General features: G+C 47.2%; 19 protein-coding genes and 1 riboswitch. Of the genes, 6 read left to right on the top strand and 13 right to left on the bottom strand.

From position 1 onward, the window contains the following. Nucleotides 1-11: 11 nt before the first annotated feature. Nucleotides 12-1034: a LacI family DNA-binding transcriptional regulator gene (locus CJU60_RS09640; protein ID WP_095713659.1), complete on the top strand. Its 1023-nt coding sequence runs from the start codon at nucleotides 12-14 to the stop codon at nucleotides 1032-1034. 204 nt (nucleotides 1035-1238) lie between these two features. Then, on the top strand, nucleotides 1239-2267 hold the full coding sequence (gene iolX, locus CJU60_RS09635) for a scyllo-inositol 2-dehydrogenase (RefSeq protein WP_095713658.1): 1029 nt from the start codon (nucleotides 1239-1241) through the stop codon (nucleotides 2265-2267). A 50-nt stretch (nucleotides 2268-2317) separates the two neighbouring features. On the opposite strand, the gene CJU60_RS09630 is transcribed toward iolX, so the two are convergent. Continuing rightward, nucleotides 2318-2827 (bottom strand): DinB family protein, encoded by a 510-nt coding sequence (locus CJU60_RS09630; RefSeq protein ID WP_095713657.1) that lies wholly within the window; start codon nucleotides 2825-2827, stop codon nucleotides 2318-2320. Between the two features lie 56 nt (nucleotides 2828-2883). Then, the gene (locus CJU60_RS09625) at nucleotides 2884-3492 is read right to left on the bottom strand and encodes a LysE/ArgO family amino acid transporter (protein WP_095713656.1); all 609 of its coding nucleotides are present in this window, start codon (nucleotides 3490-3492) and stop codon (nucleotides 2884-2886) included. Between the two features lie 117 nt (nucleotides 3493-3609). On the opposite strand from CJU60_RS09625, the gene pdxR reads away from it, so the two are divergent. Then, nucleotides 3610-5067: a MocR-like pyridoxine biosynthesis transcription factor PdxR gene (gene pdxR / locus CJU60_RS09620; RefSeq protein WP_095713655.1), complete on the top strand. Its 1458-nt coding sequence runs from the start codon at nucleotides 3610-3612 to the stop codon at nucleotides 5065-5067. 1 nt (nucleotide 5068) lies between these two features. Here the strand turns inward: pdxR and CJU60_RS09615 are convergent, their stop codons facing one another. Further along, nucleotides 5069-5707, bottom strand: coding sequence for a pentapeptide repeat-containing protein (locus CJU60_RS09615; RefSeq protein ID WP_095713654.1), 639 nt, complete (start codon nucleotides 5705-5707; stop codon nucleotides 5069-5071). Nucleotides 5708-5914: 207 nt separating this feature from the next. On the opposite strand from CJU60_RS09615, the gene CJU60_RS09610 reads away from it, so the two are divergent. Beyond that, nucleotides 5915-6718, top strand: coding sequence for an alpha/beta fold hydrolase (locus CJU60_RS09610; RefSeq protein ID WP_095713653.1), 804 nt, complete (start codon nucleotides 5915-5917; stop codon nucleotides 6716-6718). A 25-nt stretch (nucleotides 6719-6743) separates the two neighbouring features. Here CJU60_RS09610 and cysC read toward each other — a convergent pair whose 3' ends face one another. From cysC to CJU60_RS09595, 3 genes are all read right to left on the bottom strand, one after another. Continuing rightward, nucleotides 6744-7343: an adenylyl-sulfate kinase gene (gene cysC, locus CJU60_RS09605; protein WP_024120868.1), complete on the bottom strand. Its 600-nt coding sequence runs from the start codon at nucleotides 7341-7343 to the stop codon at nucleotides 6744-6746. Further along, nucleotides 7340-8509: a sulfate adenylyltransferase gene (sat, locus tag CJU60_RS09600; RefSeq protein WP_095713652.1), complete on the bottom strand. Its 1170-nt coding sequence runs from the start codon at nucleotides 8507-8509 to the stop codon at nucleotides 7340-7342. The genes cysC and sat overlap by 4 nt, the downstream gene beginning before the upstream one ends. A gap of 134 nt (nucleotides 8510-8643) precedes the next feature. Further along, nucleotides 8644-9354 carry a phosphoadenylyl-sulfate reductase gene (locus CJU60_RS09595; protein WP_024120870.1) on the bottom strand — a complete coding sequence of 237 codons (711 nt, stop codon included), beginning with the start codon at nucleotides 9352-9354 and terminating at the stop codon, nucleotides 8644-8646. Nucleotides 9355-9554: 200 nt separating this feature from the next. On the opposite strand from CJU60_RS09595, the gene CJU60_RS09590 reads away from it, so the two are divergent. Both CJU60_RS09590 and CJU60_RS09585 read left to right on the top strand, forming a co-directional pair. Beyond that, nucleotides 9555-10238 carry a 2-phosphosulfolactate phosphatase gene (locus CJU60_RS09590; RefSeq protein ID WP_024120871.1) on the top strand — a complete coding sequence of 228 codons (684 nt, stop codon included), beginning with the start codon at nucleotides 9555-9557 and terminating at the stop codon, nucleotides 10236-10238. Beyond that, entirely contained in the window at nucleotides 10235-10993 is a 759-nt protein-coding gene (locus CJU60_RS09585; RefSeq protein ID WP_095713651.1) for a phosphosulfolactate synthase, read from the top strand. Before CJU60_RS09590 ends, CJU60_RS09585 begins: the two co-directional genes overlap by 4 nt. A 45-nt stretch (nucleotides 10994-11038) precedes the next feature. Here the strand turns inward: CJU60_RS09585 and CJU60_RS09580 are convergent, their stop codons facing one another. From CJU60_RS09580 to CJU60_RS09550, 7 genes are all read right to left on the bottom strand, one after another. Next, nucleotides 11039-11668, bottom strand: coding sequence for a YitT family protein (locus tag CJU60_RS09580; RefSeq protein ID WP_010333695.1), 630 nt, complete (start codon nucleotides 11666-11668; stop codon nucleotides 11039-11041). Nucleotides 11669-11763: 95 nt separating this feature from the next. After that, entirely contained in the window at nucleotides 11764-12879 is a 1116-nt protein-coding gene (locus tag CJU60_RS09575; protein WP_095713650.1) for a mandelate racemase/muconate lactonizing enzyme family protein, read from the bottom strand. Between the two features lie 8 nt (nucleotides 12880-12887). Then, the gene (locus tag CJU60_RS09570; RefSeq protein WP_095713649.1) at nucleotides 12888-14156 is read right to left on the bottom strand and encodes an MFS transporter; all 1269 of its coding nucleotides are present in this window, start codon (nucleotides 14154-14156) and stop codon (nucleotides 12888-12890) included. A gap of 88 nt (nucleotides 14157-14244) precedes the next feature. Further along, a complete protein-coding gene (locus CJU60_RS09565; RefSeq protein WP_095713648.1) occupies nucleotides 14245-15096 on the bottom strand; it encodes a GNAT family N-acetyltransferase in 852 nt (283 codons plus the stop codon). 4 nt (nucleotides 15097-15100) lie between these two features. After that, entirely contained in the window at nucleotides 15101-15550 is a 450-nt protein-coding gene (locus CJU60_RS09560; protein ID WP_095713647.1) for a GNAT family N-acetyltransferase, read from the bottom strand. A 98-nt stretch (nucleotides 15551-15648) separates the two neighbouring features. Continuing rightward, a complete protein-coding gene (locus CJU60_RS09555) occupies nucleotides 15649-17487 on the bottom strand; it encodes a bifunctional homocysteine S-methyltransferase/methylenetetrahydrofolate reductase (RefSeq protein WP_095713646.1) in 1839 nt (612 codons plus the stop codon). 90 nt (nucleotides 17488-17577) lie between these two features. Next, nucleotides 17578-17695: riboswitch (SAM riboswitch) on the bottom strand. A 106-nt stretch (nucleotides 17696-17801) separates the two neighbouring features. Beyond that, nucleotides 17802-18293, bottom strand: coding sequence for a YajQ family cyclic di-GMP-binding protein (locus tag CJU60_RS09550; RefSeq protein WP_044156433.1), 492 nt, complete (start codon nucleotides 18291-18293; stop codon nucleotides 17802-17804). Nucleotides 18294-18306: the final 13 nt, after the last annotated feature.

The following is an 18306-nucleotide window of genomic DNA, read 5'->3' as shown; positions in this document are numbered from 1 at the left end:
GAGGGATGAAGATGAAAACGACAATTTACGATGTGGCGAGGAAGGCGGGTGTCTCGATCACGACCGTATCGCGCGTCATTAACCATACGGGCCGGATAAGTGACAAAACAAGGCAAAGGGTCATGAATGTGATGAAGGAAATGGAGTACACGCCCAATGTCCACGCCGCTGCTTTAACGGGAAAGCGAACCAATATTATCGGCCTTGTGACGCCTGATATTTCAAACCCGTTTTACGGCGAGCTCGCGAAAAGCATAGAGGAAAGAGCGGATGAGCTTGGTTTTCAGATGATCATTTGCAGTACCGATTACGATCCGAAAAAAGAAACGAAATATTTTTCTGTCCTAAAGCAAAAAAACGTAGACGGCATCATTTTTGCGACAGGAATTGAGAATCATGACAGCATGTCAGCTTTAGAGGAAATCATTAGCGAACATATCCCGCTCGCCATGATTTCACAGGATAAGCCCCTTCTACCGATGGATATCGTCGTGATGGATGATGTTCTCGGCGGGTATGAGGCGGCGAAGCATCTTTTGTCACTGGGCCACACGAGGATTGCCTGCATTGTGGGTGATGGGTCAACGACAGGTGAAACAGACAGAATCAAAGGATTCCGGCAGGCGATGGGGGAAGCGAATGTGCCGGTCGATGAGCCGCTGATTGTTCCGACACGCTTCTCTTTGGAGAGCGGAAAGGAAGAGGCGGGAAAATTGCTGGACAGAGATAGGCCAACCGCTATTTTTGCTTTTAACGATGTATTGGCCTGTGCCGCCATTCAGGCAGCGAGAATAAGAGGCATCAAGGTTCCGGATGACCTGTCCATCATCGGGTTTGATAACACCATCCTTGCTGAAATGGTCGATCCGCCCCTGACAACGGTAGCCCAGCCGATTAAAGAAATGGGGCAGCGCGTCATTGAACTGCTGGCGGAAGAAATCGAAGGAAAACGAAAGGCAAAACAAAAAATAGTATTATCACCTGAGCTAGTGATCAGACATTCTACAGCACCGTTCAAGAAAAGAATCCGATAATGCAGCGGGTTCTTTTCTTTTTGACAGCGAAGGCGAAAAAGATATTGCATGGGAAGAAAGGACATTGTAAAATGAAATCATCTTTTGGGAAAGCGCTTGCGCAAAAATATATCGGCCAAATAGTGGATGAACCGCTATTTTTTTAATCATTCTGGTAAAGCGCTTTCATAAGGCGGTAAAAAAGGAGAATAAGGAGATGAGGACATGGGAAATCGAGTAAGATGCGCGGTATTAGGGTTAGGGAGACTGGGATACTATCACGCAAGAAACCTTATGACCAGCGTTCCGGGAGCTGAGCTTGTCAGTGTCGGTGATCCGATGACAGAAAGAGCCGAGCAGGTCGCTAAAGAATTCGGGCTTGAAAAATGGTCGGATGATCCGCATGAGATTTTAGCAGATTCCGAGATTGATGCAGTGGTCATCGTAACGCCGACAAGCACACATGGGGAAATGATCATCAAAGCGGCGGAAAACGGCAAGCAGATTTTCGTTGAAAAACCGCTGACATTAAACCTTGAGGAATCAAAATCAGTTTCTGAAAAAATAAAAGAGACAGGTGTCATCTGCCAAGTCGGTTTTATGAGGCGTTTTGATCCTGCATATGCGGATGCGAAACGGCGGATAGACGCGGGTGAGATCGGCAAACCCATCTATTATAAAGGCTTTACACGCGATCAGGGAGCGCCTCCCGCTGAGTTTATCAAACATAGCGGAGGGATCTTTATCGACTGTTCCATCCATGATTACGATATTGCCCGTTATTTGCTCGGAGCGGAGATCACTTCTGTTTCCGGACACGGCCGGATTTTAAACAACCCGTTTATGGAACAATACGGCGATGTTGATCAGGCGCTGACGTATTTAGAGTTTGATTCCGGCGCAGCGGGAGACGTCGAGGCAAGCAGAACCTCTCCATACGGCCATGACATCCGTGCAGAAATTATCGGGACAGAAGGCAGTATTTTCATAGGGACATTGAGAAACCAAAATGTGACCATCCTGACCGCTAAAGGGAGCAGCTATGAGATCATCCCAGACTTTCAAACTCGTTTTCATGAAGCCTACTGCTTAGAACTGCAGCATTTTGCAGAGTGCGTCCGGAATGGAAAAACACCGATTGTGACAGATGTCGATGCGACGATCAATTTAGAAGTCGGCATCGCCGCGACCGATTCGTATCGAAGCGGCAGGCCTGTACAGCTTGATGTGGAGCGTGCTTATACAGGTATGTAAAAGTTAATAGGTCCATTTGAGGCTTTTCCGCCAAAAAAAGCAAGGACAGTTTAGCCCTTGCTTTCTCTTTTTTCATATAAATAGTACATATAATCAGTAGGTACGCCTGAATGGTCCAGCTGTCTTAGCATGGCCGTCACGTTCCCTCTGTGATAAGTGCCGTGATTGACGACATGCAGGATGGTGTCTGCATAGGTTGATTCCAGTGTACCGAGTTTCGGATGCTGCATGGAGAAGGTCTGTTCTAAGTCCGTTTGGCGGCTGAAGAACTGATGATACTGTAATTCCAACTCGGAAGCGTGCTGTTTAATCGCTTCCATATTGCCATGCGCGGACTCGAATTTGCCTGTGCCGTCTATAATCTCTTGGTAGTCCACTCCCGAAAGAACGTTCAGCCATATGTAGTCAGCCCTGCACATATGAAGCAGTACGTCACTGACTGAAGGGAATACGCTCTTTACTTCTTGATAAGCAGTTTCCTCCGGCAGGTGTTCGATATGGTTCAAGATTCGCTTGTTCGCCCAGGAATGGTAGTCATAAAACTGTTTAGCATCAGTCACAAACATCGCCCCCTTTTCTAAATAGAATTCGATGTTTAGGCTGTGGTTTCCTCCAGTTAACGAAAGATCGAGAACAAGAAATAGACGGCGGCAGCCCACATTACCACCGCAGAACATTTGTTTACGATCAACATAAGCCTGCCGCTCGTATCTATCGTCTGAAACAGCCGGCCCGCTATTGTAAGACTGATAAACCAAATCCAAGACACAGCGATGCAGGCGGCCATAAAGAGCCATTTCTCCAGTCCTGAATATTGTAAAGAGCTTGTACCGATGACGCCGACAGTGTCTAAAATGGCGTGCGGGTTTAACAGAGACACGGCTGCGGCAAATGCGGCTTGTTTCTTTGCTGTGAATATATTGTTTTCTTTGTCATCCGTTTTCGGACGGCTGTTCCATGTCACCCAGCCCATGTAAATGAGAAACAAAAATCCCACGGCCATCATTCCCGTCTCAAAAACAGGCACCTGCTGCACAATGATAGATACACCCGCAACCGCTAACACAATGAGCAGGGTATCGCAGACAGAAGCACTGATGACGGCTGGAAGCGCCAGCCAAATATGCCTTTGCCACGCTCCCTGCTGAAAAATAAACACATTCTGCGCCCCCAGCGGCAAAATTAAGCTGAAGGCCAGCACGATTCCGTGAATCATTGCATTCATGCTGAAAAACTCCTTTCACATCTGTTTTTCTCATAATAATAGAGAAGATTTTACATGTCTCCGGCCATTTGGTTGGTTTTGAAACCAGCCAAATGTATAATGTGAAAAAAAGGGGGCTTGACGTTGTCACATTGGCAGCCAAGCCGTGAATCGGACATTCCGCTTCATCGGCAAATCGAACAATATATAAAAGAAAAAATTCTCCATGGCGAGTGGGCTGTAGGGACGAAAATTCCGTCACAAAGAACGCTGGCGGATATGTTTCAGGTCAACCGAAGCACAGTGACATCGGCGATTGATGAACTCACGTCTCAAGGTCTGTTAGAGGGGAGAAGAGGCGGCGGCACAAAGGTAGTAAACAGCACATGGAGCGTGCTTGCGTCAGCTCCGCCGCTTGATTGGAGCACCTATGTCCGCTCAGGGATTCATCATCCCAATTCTTCTATCATTCAGGATATCAATAAAAACGAGGCGCGAGCGGATATCATTCGGCTGGGGACGGGAGAGCTTTCACCAGAGCTGCTGCCGGCTGAAACGATGCGCAGGATGTTTCAGCAAATCAATCCGCATGTTCTGTCTTTAGCATACGAACAGCCGAAAGGAAATATAGACCTGCGGGAGGCGGTGGCTGAGCATTTAAAAACAAAGCATATCAATGTGTCACCTTCAGTCATTTTAATTGTATCCGGCGCACTGCAGGCGCTCCAGCTCATTTCGATCGGGCTTTTAAAGCGGGACTCAGTCATTTTGACAGAAAAACCTTCCTATCTTCACTCTTTGCATGTTTTTCAATCCGCAGGGATGCGGCTTCGCGGTGTGCCGATGGATGAAGAAGGAATGCAGGCGGGGCTGATTTCAGCTTACCGGAAGCAATACGGGGGCCAGTTGCTTTACACGATCCCGTCGTTTCATAATCCGACTGGCATTGTCATGTCAGAGAAGAGAAGGGAAGAGGTTGTCAGTCTGTCAAAAAAAGAGCAGCTGCCGGTCATTGAGGATGATGCGTACGGTGATTTGTGGTTTGAAGAACAGCCGCCGCTGCCGTTAAAGTCGATGGATCAGGAAGGAAATGTCCTGTATCTCGGCACGTTTTCGAAAACAGTAAGCCCCGGTCTTCGAATCGGCTGGCTGACCGGCCCGGAACCAGTTATTGAAAGGCTGGCTGACATTAAAATGCAGACGGATTACGGATCGAGCGGCCTCTCTCAATGGGCCGCGGCGCAATGGCTGTCACAAGGATATTATGAAGAACACCTCGCTTGGGTAAGAAAGGAGCTGAAGAAAAGGAGAGACGCGGCACTTCAGCTTCTTCAGCAGTATGCAGGAGATATTGCCGAGTGGGAAATCCCAGCCGGCGGCTTTTATATATGGGTCACATTCCATAAACAACTGCCTGTCAGGCAACTGTTTCTTGAATTATTGAAACAGCAGGTGCTGGTGAACCCCGGTTCCGTTTATGACGGCGAAGACCGGCACAGCATCCGGCTGTCGTATTCCTATGCGTCTCTTCAGGATCTGAAAATCGGCATCAAGGCGGCTGCAGATACAGCCCGCCGCCTGATGACGCAGGCTTAAGCTAGACGATGACAGCTCCCAGCGCTCTCGCAAAGGCCATTGCGTGCTCCGGAGCAATTTTGCAGCCCTTTAATTTGTCTAGTGAGACATGGATCTGTTCAAACCGGCAGGAGCTGATGTCCACGTTTTGAAGTGACGTACCGGTAAAGTTGGCGCCCTCCAGTTCGCATGCATCAAAGTGTGTCTGCTGGAGCGCCATGCTGCTGCATTCACTTTGCAGAAGGACACAATGATGAAACAGAACGTGTTTCATATTTGAATAATAAAATGAACTGAATTGCCCGTGACATTCCTCGAACGACACATTCCGCAGCGTTGAGTCCGCTAGGTTCATCCCGACCATTTTCGATTGCTTAAATAAAGTTCTGTGCAGAACAGCCTCGCTGAAATCGACGTTCGATACATCGCATTTTTCGAAAATCACATCTGTCAGCTCAATAAAGCGAAAGGAAACATCGATAAACACGACATTCCGAAATACGGTTTTTTCAATACAAAGCCTGTCTATGTCCTCACCGGAAATTGAACAATCTTCAAATAAATGCATGCTGATCACATCATTTGTTGCAGCCGTTTCATGAAAATCGGCAGCTTGCAGGTTTTCTGGTACGTACGGTTTTTGAATCGCTGTTTTATTCATCATTTGACATCCTTTATATTCCTGAATAACCTAAAGCCATCAGGATCAATTTCATTGATCGTTTCCGCGGATTGATACATATAGTAAAACGTGAAGAGCCTTTTCTGGGTGCTGCACCCCGCTTGTTTTGTAAGCATAAATGCAAAGCTTCCCGCACGTCAAGGCGTTTACAAGACGGGAAAGAAAAGGGAACAGGAGGAATGTGGAGTGGGGCATTACGTAAAAACCGAGGAGCATGTGACACTGTTTGTGGAGGATATCGGGCATGGAAGGCCTATTATCTTCTTGCATGGCTGGCCGCTGAACCATAAGATGTTTGAATATCAAATGAATGAGCTGCCGAAAAGAGGATTCCGTTTTATTGGCATCGATTTTCGGGGCTACGGTGATTCCGACCGCCCGTGTGAAGGCTACGATTACAATACGATGGCAGATGACGTGAAAGCCGTTATTTATACGCTTCAGCTTGAGAATGCGATTCTCGCCGGCTTTTCGATGGGAGGTGCGATTGCGATCCGTTACATGGCAAGGCATGAGAGCGCCGATATCGATAAACTGGTTTTATTGTCAGCGGCCGCGCCAGCATTTACAAAGCGCCCGGGCTATCCGTACGGCATGAGGAAACAGGACATTGATGACATGATTGAACAATTCAAAAGCGATCGGCCGAAGACGCTTGCTGACCTGGGAAGACAGTTTTTTGAGAAACAAGTTTCTCCGGAGTTCCAGCAATGGTTCCAGAATCTTTTGCTGGATGCTTCCTCTTACGGAACGATTCACTCAGGCATTGCGTTAAGAGACGAGGATCTCAGAAAGGATCTGGCGGAAATCAAGGTGCCGACACTCATCCTGCACGGCAGAAAGGACAAAATCGCTCCGTTTGATTTTGCAAAAGTATTAAAACGCGGCATAAAGCAATCGGAATTGGTTCCGTTTGAAAACAATGGGCATGGGCTCTTTTATGAGGAAAAAGAAAAAATAAACAGCCTGATTGCGCAGTTTGCTAAATAAAAAAACCCGATCAATGTCGGGTTTTTTAAATGATGCCTTTGTGCTGCAATTTTTTGATGATCAAATCAGCTCCATCCGCAATGGACGTTTGGTCAGATTCAATGATCAAATCGGGGGAAAGAGGTGCTTCATAGGGAGAATCAATCCCCGTGAAATGTTTAATGTCTCCGTTGCGCGCTTTTTTATAAAGGCCTTTCGGATCCCGCTGTTCGCAAATCTGGAGCGGGCACTTCACATAAATTTCGAGAAATTCTCCATCGGGAAACAGCGCTCTGACCATATCCCGATCCTCTCTGAACGGAGAAATAAAGGCTGTTAAGATCATTTGGCCGCTATCGACAAACAGCTTCGCGACTTCCCCGATCCGGCGGATGTTTTCTATTCTGTCCTCAGTCCGAAAGCCGAGATCTCGATTCAATCCGTGGCGGATATTATCGCCGTCAAGAACATAACTCCGAATTCCCATGTGATAGAGCTTTTCATCTACGGCATTGGCGAGCACTGATTTTCCTGAGCCGGACAGACCGGTAAACCAAAGGGCGCAGCTTTTATGTCCGTTTAAGCTCTGTCTGTCAGATTTTTGGATCACCGCTGGATGCCAAACGATATTCGGGTTGTGTGTCATTCTGATCCCCCGCTGTTTCTCTGAATGGCAACAGGCTGCTGATGGAGCCCTTTTATCAGCACGCTTGCAACTTCGGGCCGGCTGAATTCTTTCGGCGGCTTTTTGCCTTGGCGGAGAAGCTCTCTCACTTTGGTGCCTGATAAATGGATGTGATCTCTCGCGCTGTGCGGACACGTTTTGGAGGTGCCCATATTTCCGCATTTCCGGCAGTAAAAGCTATGCTCAAAAAACAGCGGCTTGATACCCAGCTCTTCCTCGGTGAATGATCCGAAAATGGTCTGTGCGTCGTATGTTCCGTAATAGCTGCCGACGCCTGCATGATCGCGTCCGACGATAAAATGGGTGCAGCCGTAATTTTTGCGGACGAGCGCATGGAAAATCGCTTCACGCGGTCCGGCATACCGCATGGCGGCAGGGAACACCGATAACATCACCCGATCCTTTGGATAATACTGGTCAAGCAACACTTGGTAGCTTTCCATTCTGATATCACTCGGAATATCATCTGATTTCGTTTCTCCTACTAGCGGATGAAGCAGCAGACCGTCGACGGTTTCCAACGCTGTTTTTTGAATATATTCATGGGCTCTGTGAACGGGATTCCGCGTCTGAAAGCCGACAATCGTTTTCCAGCCGAGCTTTTCAAAGGCCGTTCTCGTTTGTGCGGGTGCTGCATAAAACTGTTCGAAGGACTTATCGGGAAGGCGGCTGACAAGGATAGGCCCTCCAATACAAAAGTCCGGACGCTCCAGCAGTTTTTTTACTCCGGGGTGGGCGGGATCGTTTGTTTTATAAACAGACAGCGCCTCCTGTGTTTTATCTGGCTGATAGATATCGGTCACTGTCATCATGCCGTACGTCACGCCGTGTTTCACAAGCTTCACGTGATTTCCGACAGACAGCTGTTTGGCTGTTTCTTCGCTGACAGGCAGCGTAATAGGCAGGCTCCACGGCAAACCGTTCGCCAGCCTCATCTCTTTCACAACGGAATGATAATCTTTTTCTCCCAAAAAACCTGTTAACGGGCTGTAGCCGCCGATCGCGATAAGCTCGAGGTCGCTCAGCGCCAGCTGATCAAGCTCAGCTTCGCAAGTGCAGCCATCAAAAGTGCATGCGGGATCGAAGCGGTTGATTAACACCCCTCCATGGGGCTCGATTGCATTCACGTGCTTAACCTCCATCTTTGCGTTTTACATTGTTTTTTAATAGTCTGCCATTTCTTCGCTGGACGGGCTTTCTCATCAATAGAAAATGTAGATTGAAACCTGCCGGCGCTTCCATTCTCACGACATACGGTCTTTCATTCCTGGTGCAGACCGCATTCAGTTTTCTCGCGTCCGGCCCATCTTCCCGCTCTCTCATCATTTGGGTTTGAAGAAGGCAATGTGCACATTTCACAGCCTATGCTCGGGTAATTTTGATCGTGCAGTTTGTTGTAAGGCAAATTGTGGAGCCGGATGTACGTCCAAACATCATCCCATGTCCAGTGAATGAGCGGACAGATTTTAATAAGCTTAAATTTCTGATCCTGATTGATGAATTGAATATGCTTTCTCGTCGGCGATTGCTCCCGGCGCAGACCTGAAATCCAAGCTGTCATGCCAGATAAGTGTTTTTGCAGAGGTGCGATTTTCCGTAATTGACAGCAGAGATTCGGGTTGTGTTTCCATAATTCATCGCCGTATTGCGCCGCTTGTTCTTTTAAGTTCAGCTCGGGTTCAAGCAGCTGGATCGTAAATGCCGGGTATTTTTGTTTGACGGCTTCGATCAGCTCATATGTTTCCTGAAAATGGAGCCCTGTATCTAAAAAGATGATGTGCGCATGTTTGTTGATCTTTGAAATTAAGTCGAGAAGCACCATCCCTTCAGCGCCAAAGCTGCATGCATACACGATCTTATCCCCGTATGTCCTGTAAGCCCATTTCAATACATCGAGCTCATCGATCAATTGGTCCGTCATCTCTTTTGCCAGCGTTTCGTTCCATGTGTCAAAGGTGATGTGTTCGTTCAATATTTTCCCCCCGTTTTGCATCTGTCTGTTTTTTATCTATTGATCGAGTTATAGGCAGACTATTCACTTTTGAGATAAAGGTTCAGGGTTTTTAGGTGTGCGGCCGCCTAAAATGAGGAGACGGAGGCGCGGCGGAACCAATAAGAGACCAGCTGAATATGCTTTTTAGCAAAATGGTTTTATGCCCAAGGAGAGGTATTATGCCGATTACCATTTATCAGGGGCATCATCATTCACTTGCCCCGGCAGATATCAATATCGTTATTGACGTCATTCGAGCCTTTACCGTGGCCCATTTTGCTTTTATCGGCGGGGCGAAAGAAATTCTCTTGGTCCGGACAACTGAAGAAGCTTTCAAGTTGAAAGAAACCTATCCGGATTATGTATTAACAGGAGAGGAAAAGGGGGTCGGAATCAAAGGATTTGATTTGGATAATTCTCCAAAACGTATGGCAGAGCAGGATATGGCGGATAAGCGGCTGATCCAGAAAACGACAAACGGCGTCACAGCGGCGTTAGGAGCGCTGAAGGCCAAGCATCTTTTTGTGACCGGATTTTCTAATGCCAGAACAACAGCGGAATATGTGAATAAGCTCGCTGCAAAAGATTGTGTGCTGAACATTGTGGCTTCCCATCCGTCAGGTGATGATGATATGGCGTGTGCGGAATATATCAAAGGCATCATAGAAGGGACGAATGGTGCGGCGGCCGAAGTGATTGAAAGAATCAAAAACTCATCCGTTGCGGAGAAGTTTTTTGACAGGAGCCAGCCGTTATTTGAACCGGAAGACATTGCGTACTGTACAAAAGAAATAATGGGCGATTTCGTGATGAAAGTAAAACAAGAAAGAGAAGTTCCAACGATTGAGAGGGTCATGATATGAATGATTTTTCACTAGAATTGCCAATGAGAACAAGTAAACCGAGGGAAAACGGACAGACCATTTTAATCGACAACGGCTACCCCTTACAGTTTTTCAAAGATGTGATAGGCGCGGCATCCGACTATATAGATTTTGTGAAGTTCGGCTGGGGCACTTCATTACTTACGAAAGACCTTGAAGAAAAAATCAGCTCCCTGAAAGAGCATGACGTGAAGTTTTTCTTCGGCGGCACGCTGTTTGAGAAATATGTAAGCCAGAATAAAGTCAACGAATTTCATCGGTACTGCACCTACTTCGGGTGCGAATATATTGAGATTTCAAACGGCACTCTCCCGATGACGAATAAAGAAAAAGCGGCTTATATTGCTGATTTTTCTGATGAATTTCTTGTGCTCAGCGAGGTGGGCAGCAAGGATGAGGAAGTATCAAGCTGCCAGTGCTCTGAGGAATGGCTTGAGTATATTCTCGAAGATATGGAGGCAGGCGCAGAGAAAGTGATTACGGAAGCAAGGGAAAGCGGGACAGGAGGGATCTGTTCCAGCAGCGGAGATGTCCGGTTTCAAATCGTTGATGATATCATTTTGTCGGATATCGATATCAGCCGAATGATATTTGAAGCACCGAACAAAACGCTCCAGCAAGGTTTTATTCAAAGGATCGGGCCGAATGTCAATCTGGCGAATATCTCATTTCATGATGCGATTGCTCTGGAGACTTTGCGCTTGGGGTTAAGATCCGATACCTTTTATTTGTAAAACAGCGGCTGCGGGGCTCTCTGTATCGGGAGAGCCTCTTGCCTATTATTTTTTATGACGGTACATAGGCGTAAGTATGGGAAGAGAGGTCAGGCGGATGTTATAGATGAAGTCGATGACTCTTGTTGATATCACTTGGCAAATCAGAGCTTGAATCACAATGCCCCAGGCAATAATTGATGCGGTAATCATAAAAATGATGCAATTCATAATGAGCAAGATGGTTCCCGGGTTTCCGCCCCGGTAAATTGAGATCATAAGAGCAAGGGCTCCAAACCCTCCGTTAGAAATTTTATATTTGTATAAAAGTCCGATGCCGAGTCCTAATAAAACAGCGCCGCTTGCCAAATCAAGCCACAGGTTTGAGGTGATGTCCGGAAAAATGACATCGAAGATCAATACCGATACAGAGGTGACGGTAATCGAGGCGAGAGTGCCGGTGAATGTTCTCATCTCCAGCCATTTTAAAGCAGTGAAAAGCATTGACACATTCACAGCCCATACCGAGAAGCCGTGGGGAATGTGAAACAAATGGTGCAATAAGACCGCAATACCTGCCGCCCCGCCTGTCGGAATATCATGCGGAAATAAAAATAAGGACATGCCGAGTCCCTGTAATACACCGCCTGTGACAATCATAAACGTGAGTTTTGCTTTCATCAGCAGTTCAGCCATTAAGTCATTTGCTCCTTTATGAAAAGACTTGTCCGCTGTTACCATTTTATGAGGCTGTCCATGATTTATGTCTATAAATAAAGGGATGGGACAGTTTAAAACGCTGAACCATCCCACATATACCGATTGATGATCTCCATATTGATTTCTCTGCCGATCCCTGTTCCTTTTGGGATGTTCACGATTCCTTTTGAAGGCTGAAGGCTGATCAGTTCTGTAAAAGGATTCTCCATTACGTCCCACTCAATCGGTTCAATTTGGTCGTTCTCCATTTTTGACCACGGAGGCAGGCAGGCTTGCGCAAATAAGGCATAAAGCCGGGAAAGAGCGCCGTCATAGGCATGGGCAGACGCTCTCACACCGAAATAACGCGCGAGCTGGAGGCAGTCGCGAAACTCATCGATTCCATTGACATGCATGACATCAGGCTGAATAATATCCAGGCAGCGCTGTGAGAGGAGAGGCGCAAATTGTGCCGCGCCTTTCATATTTTCTCCGCCGGCGACAGGAACGGATAAACGGCTCCGCAGCAAAGTGTAATCCTGCGGCTGGTCAAAAGGCAGAGGCTCTTCCAGCCAGCTAATATTGGCCCATTTCGAAAAAAGACGCTCCCACTTTAAAGCTGCTGCTGTATCGTAGCTTTGGTTTGCATCCAGAATAATAGAAACAGAGCTGCCGGCCGTGGTTTGCAGGGCAGTGATATGCCGCACATCTTCCTCAAAGGTTGTCCCGCCGATTTTGACTTTGATTTGATTGAAGCCCTGTTTCAATTGAACTTCAACATTCGTAAGCGAGCTGCTGATCCATTGCGGATGGTCTGAATATGATTGGAAAGAGGCATATACAGGAAGTTCTTCTCTGTACCGTCCGCCCCACATGTCGCATACGGAACAACCTGCTGTTTTTGCCGCAATCTCCGTCAGTGCCATACTTACAGCCGATGCCGCCCGCTGATGCCATTTTTTGATTGTGCGCACTAAAGGCAGGCGGCTGCCTGCCTGTTTACCTAAGAGATAGGGAATGATTCGTTTTGTGAAACCGACATGCAGGGCCGGGAGCCAATCCGCGCACTCTCCCCAGCCGTCAATGCCGCTTTCTGTGATAATTCTGATCAGATAGCATGTCCGGTATTGTTTAAATCCGTTTGCATCTCCGTAAGGTTTCTCTAATCGGTGCAAGAGCGGAAAGGTCTCGATCCGTTCGATTTTCAAACCGGACGCTACCTTTCCTCAGCCGGCTGAAGCCGATTGCCATTCATTGCAGGCTCTTCTTTTTCATTCTGCTCGTCTTTATTTTGTTTGACATGAATCAGCGTAAGCACAAGAATGCCGACAACCAGTGTCAAGCCCGCAATGCTTAAGAACATGCCGGGTCTTGACCACTGCATCAAGCGCCCGAAAATAGGAGGCCCGATCGCCACCCCCAGAAAACGCACTGATCCGTACAGCGATGTCACAAAACCCCGTCGTTCTTTGCCGACAGCGCCTGTGATAAAGCTGTTAATACAAGGAAGGACAAGGCCTGAACCGATACTGCTCAGCACGAGAACGCTGATAAACAGGACGAGATTTTCAATGAATGACAGTGCCGCGTAAGACACAGTCATAAACGCTAAACCGATGACGATCAGCTTTTTCATTAACGATTGCTTTTGCCCGATTTTGCTGCCCGTCGTATAAGATGTCACACACATGACCAAAAGGGGAATCGCCAAAATCAGCCCTTTTTTGACGCCGTCTGTATCGTATGTTTTTTCCAGTACGTCTGATAGGTAAAACAAAATGCCGAATAAGGTAAACAAACAGGTAGCCCCGGCTAAATAAGCGGTAAACAGCCATCTGCCTTCATGCTTAAATACACTTAACAGCCCTTTTGCATATTTTCCGATAGGAGGCGGTTCTTTTTCTTTTTCCTTTTCTTTAATAAAAATCCAAGTCAGTACGATTGAAATGATACAAAACACAGGAAAGGCAAAAAATGCGCCATACCAAACGATCAGGGCGATAAGTGAGCCAATAATCGGCGATAGAACTTTCCCCATTCCGTTTGACGCTTCAACAAGGCCGAGCACTCTGCTTTCCTGCGCGCCTTTAAATAGGTCCGCTGACAGCGCCATCGCAATCGGTCCCGTTCCGGCTGCTCCGATACCCTGAAGAGCCCGGCCAGCCATGACCCACGGATAAGCATTGTCAAAAAAACCTGCCGCAAACCCGGCCAGCAATCCGCCTGCTCCATACAAAAATAAGCAGGGAATAATGATGATTTTCCGTGAAAACCGGTCTGCGAGATAGCCGACAATCGGAATCGCAAACGCCGCAATCAGGGAAAACACCGTGATCACGAGACTGACTTGAAATTGGGATAAATGAAGTTCAGATTTCATTTTTGGCAGTATAGGAATAAGCATAGAGTTTCCAAGGGTTAATATTAAAGGGATTGAACCGATAGCTACAATCGTCATTCCGTTATTTTGTTTTGATGTTTCCATCTCAAAGCACACTCCTTTTCTTCTGCTTAGAGTGTCCCTGAAGGCATTAAAAAAACCGAACAGAATCTTCCTGTTCGGGTAAAAAAGGTTAACCGAGCGCCTGTGAGATGACAGCGAATAATTGTCTGTTTCGTGCAGGCAGCATCTTTTTTTGGTACATCATAAGCGGGGGCTCATCGTCTAAGTGAAATCCCATTGCTTCCAGGCTGTCATGCAGCAACGGGCTTTCCCCAGGCACGTCGATTCGGATGGGTCCTTGTTTTCCTGCGGCCAGCCTGTTGACCAATACAGCAGCGAGACCCGGTGACGGTGCGATAAGCGGGCCTAATTTCAGATTGGCCGGTGTTTGGACAGATAAGCCATAGCCAATGAATGTGCCTTCATTATTTCTGGCAATTACACATTCCGCTGACTGAGAGATCAAATGATGCAGAAGTGCTGCTCTGTCTCCGCCAAAGGCGGCTTGATCAGCCGCGATTAATTCCGGAAAATCCTTTTCTGTAAAAGATGTCAGTTCAATGTCATGCTGCTTTGTAAGCGGCTTGAAGCTTTGACAGCTGTATTTGCGGATTGAACCCGCTGTTTGAAATCCGGCTTTTTCATAAAGCGGCAAACCTTCCTTCGTGGCGCAAAGCATGATGGCGGTGTTTTCATCGACTTGGCTGATACACGCGTTCACCATACGCCGCCCCAGACCTCGCCGTTTGTACTCGTTGTCGACGATAACGAGTCCGATAGAAGCAAGTCGGCCATACAAAAACAAACCGATGCAGGAGATGATGTCTCCTTGGCTGTTTTGATACCCGAAGAAGCGTCCATGTTTTACAAGCAACTGTAGCTCTCGTTCGCCGTAATCCGGCCACCCGGCTTGCCGGCACAGACGCAATAGGCCGGGCACATGTTTTTCAGTAAGCTGAATCAGCTCAATTGCTGAATGCATGTCATCACCTGCTTGTTCCTGTTTTTTTGTACATCACAATATGGGTGCCAATGCCGGAAATCTCAAACGGCTCGCCAAGTTCTTTCCAGCCAAGCTTTTCATAATAGCCTTTCACATGGTATCTTGCGTTGCACCAGACCGCCTGCACGCCCATATCGGCCAGCTTCTGCTCCGCGTATGTGATCAGTGTGCTTCCGGCTTTTTGATCACGGTATTCTTCGAGCGTTGCCATGCCTCTAAGCCGATATGCGGGTGATTCAGTCAATAGCGGCTGATTTTCGGGAGAAAAGGAAGCGATGCTGATCAGCGTTCCTTCAAAAAAAGCGCCGAGATGGAAAGAGCCTTCTGCTTGATCCTGTTCATATTTGCATTGTTCAATTGATTGATGGGGACGCAAAATGCGGTTCCTGATTTCATATGTATCTTCTGCGGGTATGGTTTTCACTTCAAGCATGATGTTCCTCCTCTTATGTGATTTATTTTCTATATCGTAACACGAATCGGGTTTGAAAAAGACTGCCCAATTGGTTCGGACAGTCTTAGAAAGCGATGTTAATGCAAATAAATATTCTGACGCTGTTCATCTTTTTGCTTAATGTAAGAAGTAAGTTCCGACGTCAAGTCAGATCTGAGAAAAGGCGTGATTAAATAGATGCCGTTAAACAGCTCGCAGGCAGTATCCAGCAGGGAGCGTGCAATCGCAAGGCCTTCCGCCTTTTGTTTCTCTTTATCTTCGCCGGCGCGCGCCATTTTTTCGCGGATGGAATCGGACAGCTTGATGCCGGGAATTTCGTTATGGATAAACTCAGCGTTCCGGCTGCTAGTCAGCGGCATAACGCCGATATAAATCGGAGTCTTCAAATGCTTTGTTTCATTATGAATATCGACAAGCTGCTGCTCCGAATAGACGGGCTGTGAGATAAAATAATCAGCGCCGCAGTCTATTTTTTTCTCCAGCCGTTTTACGGCTTTATCGAGATGGCGGACGTTTGGATTAAAAGCAGCGGCCACTGAGAAATTGGTTTTCTTTCCGAGCGGTTTTCCGGACAGAGACAGCCCTTCATTGAACTGTTTAATCAGCCTGATTAAATCAAAGGATGTTAAATCATAGACAGACGTTGCACCCGGGAAATCACCGATTTTAGAAGGATCGCCGGTAATCGCCAGCACATCATGCAGCCCTAATGTGTCGAGTCCCATTAAATGTGACTGGAGTCCGATAATGTTTCGGTCCCGGCATGTAATATGGACAAGAGACCGCATATCGAGCTGCTGCTTGACAAGGGCGCCGCAGGCAACATTGCTGATCCGCGGGGTTGCCAGTGAGTTATCGGCGAGCGTCAGGGCATCAATTCCCGCTTCTTTTAATTCAGCAGCGGCGGACAGAAATTTGTCAAAGCTCAATTTCTTCGGCGGGTCCAGCTCAACAATAATTGAGCGCTTTTCCGCAGCGATTTCATTTAATCCCGGCTCTGTCCGTTCGTGCTGAACAGTCACCAATTCCTTTGCCCGAACCTTTACATGCTTTTCCGTAACAGGGGCGAGTCCGCCCACAGCTTCTGCCATAGCCCGGATATGGTTTGGCGTGGTGCCGCAGCAGCCGCCGATAATCCGCGCGCCTTGCTTGCGGAACTCAGCCGCGCTGTTTTGAAAATACTTGTCGTCAGTTTCATATACAAGCCGGCCTTCTTCGAGTGAGGGGAGGCTGCTGTTCGGGTAGACAGATAAAAACACGTCATCAAAAATCGGCACTTCACTGAGCGCTTCAATCATGTGGTAAGGGCCGAGCCGGCAGTTAATGCCGACGATATCGGCACCGAGATCCGCAACCGAGCGCAGCGCATCAGAAAGCGGCGTTCCATCCTGAAGTACGCCTTGCTCATGCATGGATACATTCAGCATAATCGGAAGATCGGTTTCTTTTCGGGCGATTTTCAGCACTGCACGGGCTTCTTCCAAATCATAATACGTTTCTAACAGCAAACCGTCCGGCTCTTCATGCAGCAGTAAATACAGCTGTTCGCGAAAGCTTCGTTTGATTTCGTCAAGGCTGTACGCATTTTTGTTAAACGTGCGGATGCCGCCCATCGTCCCGAGCACATACGCATCGCCGGCGGAAGCCCGCGCGATTTTTACAGCCTCCTGATTCATTTTTTTGATGTCATCTTCAAGGCCGTGTCTCGATAATTTAATATAGTTCGCTCCGTACGTGTTGGTTTGAATGATGTTTGCTCCCGCTTCGACATAGGCTTTATGTATACGCTGAATTTCCTCAGGTTTTGAAAGATTAAGCTCCTCAAAGCACCTGTCTATTCCGAAGGAGTAAAGCAGCGTGCCCATTGCGCCGTCACCGATTAACACCTGTTTCTTCAAATCTTCTAAAAGTCCCATTGTCTGCCTCCTTTATTCACATTCAGCAAGGAAAAAAGAGAAATAAAAAAAGTCCTCTTAAGAAGAAGACTTTGTCAGTGATATTGTCTCTTCTTATCTTCCAAGCTGTTCGAGCTTGCTGGATTTAGCACCTTGGTCATGGCAATGCGCCATTACACCGGTTGCTGAAGCTTCGTCGGGCCAGTCCCTCTGCTTCTCTTGATAAGAACGGATATGAAATTTTACATGTCAGGAGCTGCCAAAAGATGCCTGGCATTTTCCCTTTCTCCAAATTTACCGAAAATAAAGACAATAATCAATAGGAATCAGAAAATTTATCTGAAATTTATAAATTGAACGTCAATTGGCAGATCGGCACCTCGAACTGCTGCGATAACCTGCTGAAGATCATCCTTGTTTTTTCCGGTGACACGCACTTGATCATCCTGCACTTGAGATTTTACTTTCAGTCCGGAGTTTTTGATGATGGTATTGATTTTTTTGGCGTTGTCTTTGTCAATCCCTTGAACAAGCTTTGCGCGCTGGCGTACGGTGCCGCCGGACGCGTTCTCAATTTTGGCGTAATCAATGTTTTTTGTCGGCACGCTGCGCTTAATCAATTTGCTGACAAGCACATCCTTGAGCTGGCTTAATTTAAATTCGTCATCGGAAACAAGAACAAGCTCTTCTTTATCTAATGAAATGTCGCTTTTGCTCCCTTTGAAGTCATAGCGTGTGCTGATTTCCTTCAGTGCGATTTGAATCGCGTTTTGCACCTCAGGGAGCTCCACCTTGGATACAATATCAAATGAACTTTCTTTTGCCATATGAAAACCTCCA

The sequence above is a fragment of the Bacillus sp. 7705b genome (assembly GCF_002289525.1).
In the GTDB taxonomy this organism is placed as follows: Bacteria; Bacillota; Bacilli; order Bacillales; family Bacillaceae; genus Bacillus; species Bacillus halotolerans.
This window is presented reverse-complemented; position numbering and strand designations above follow the sequence as displayed.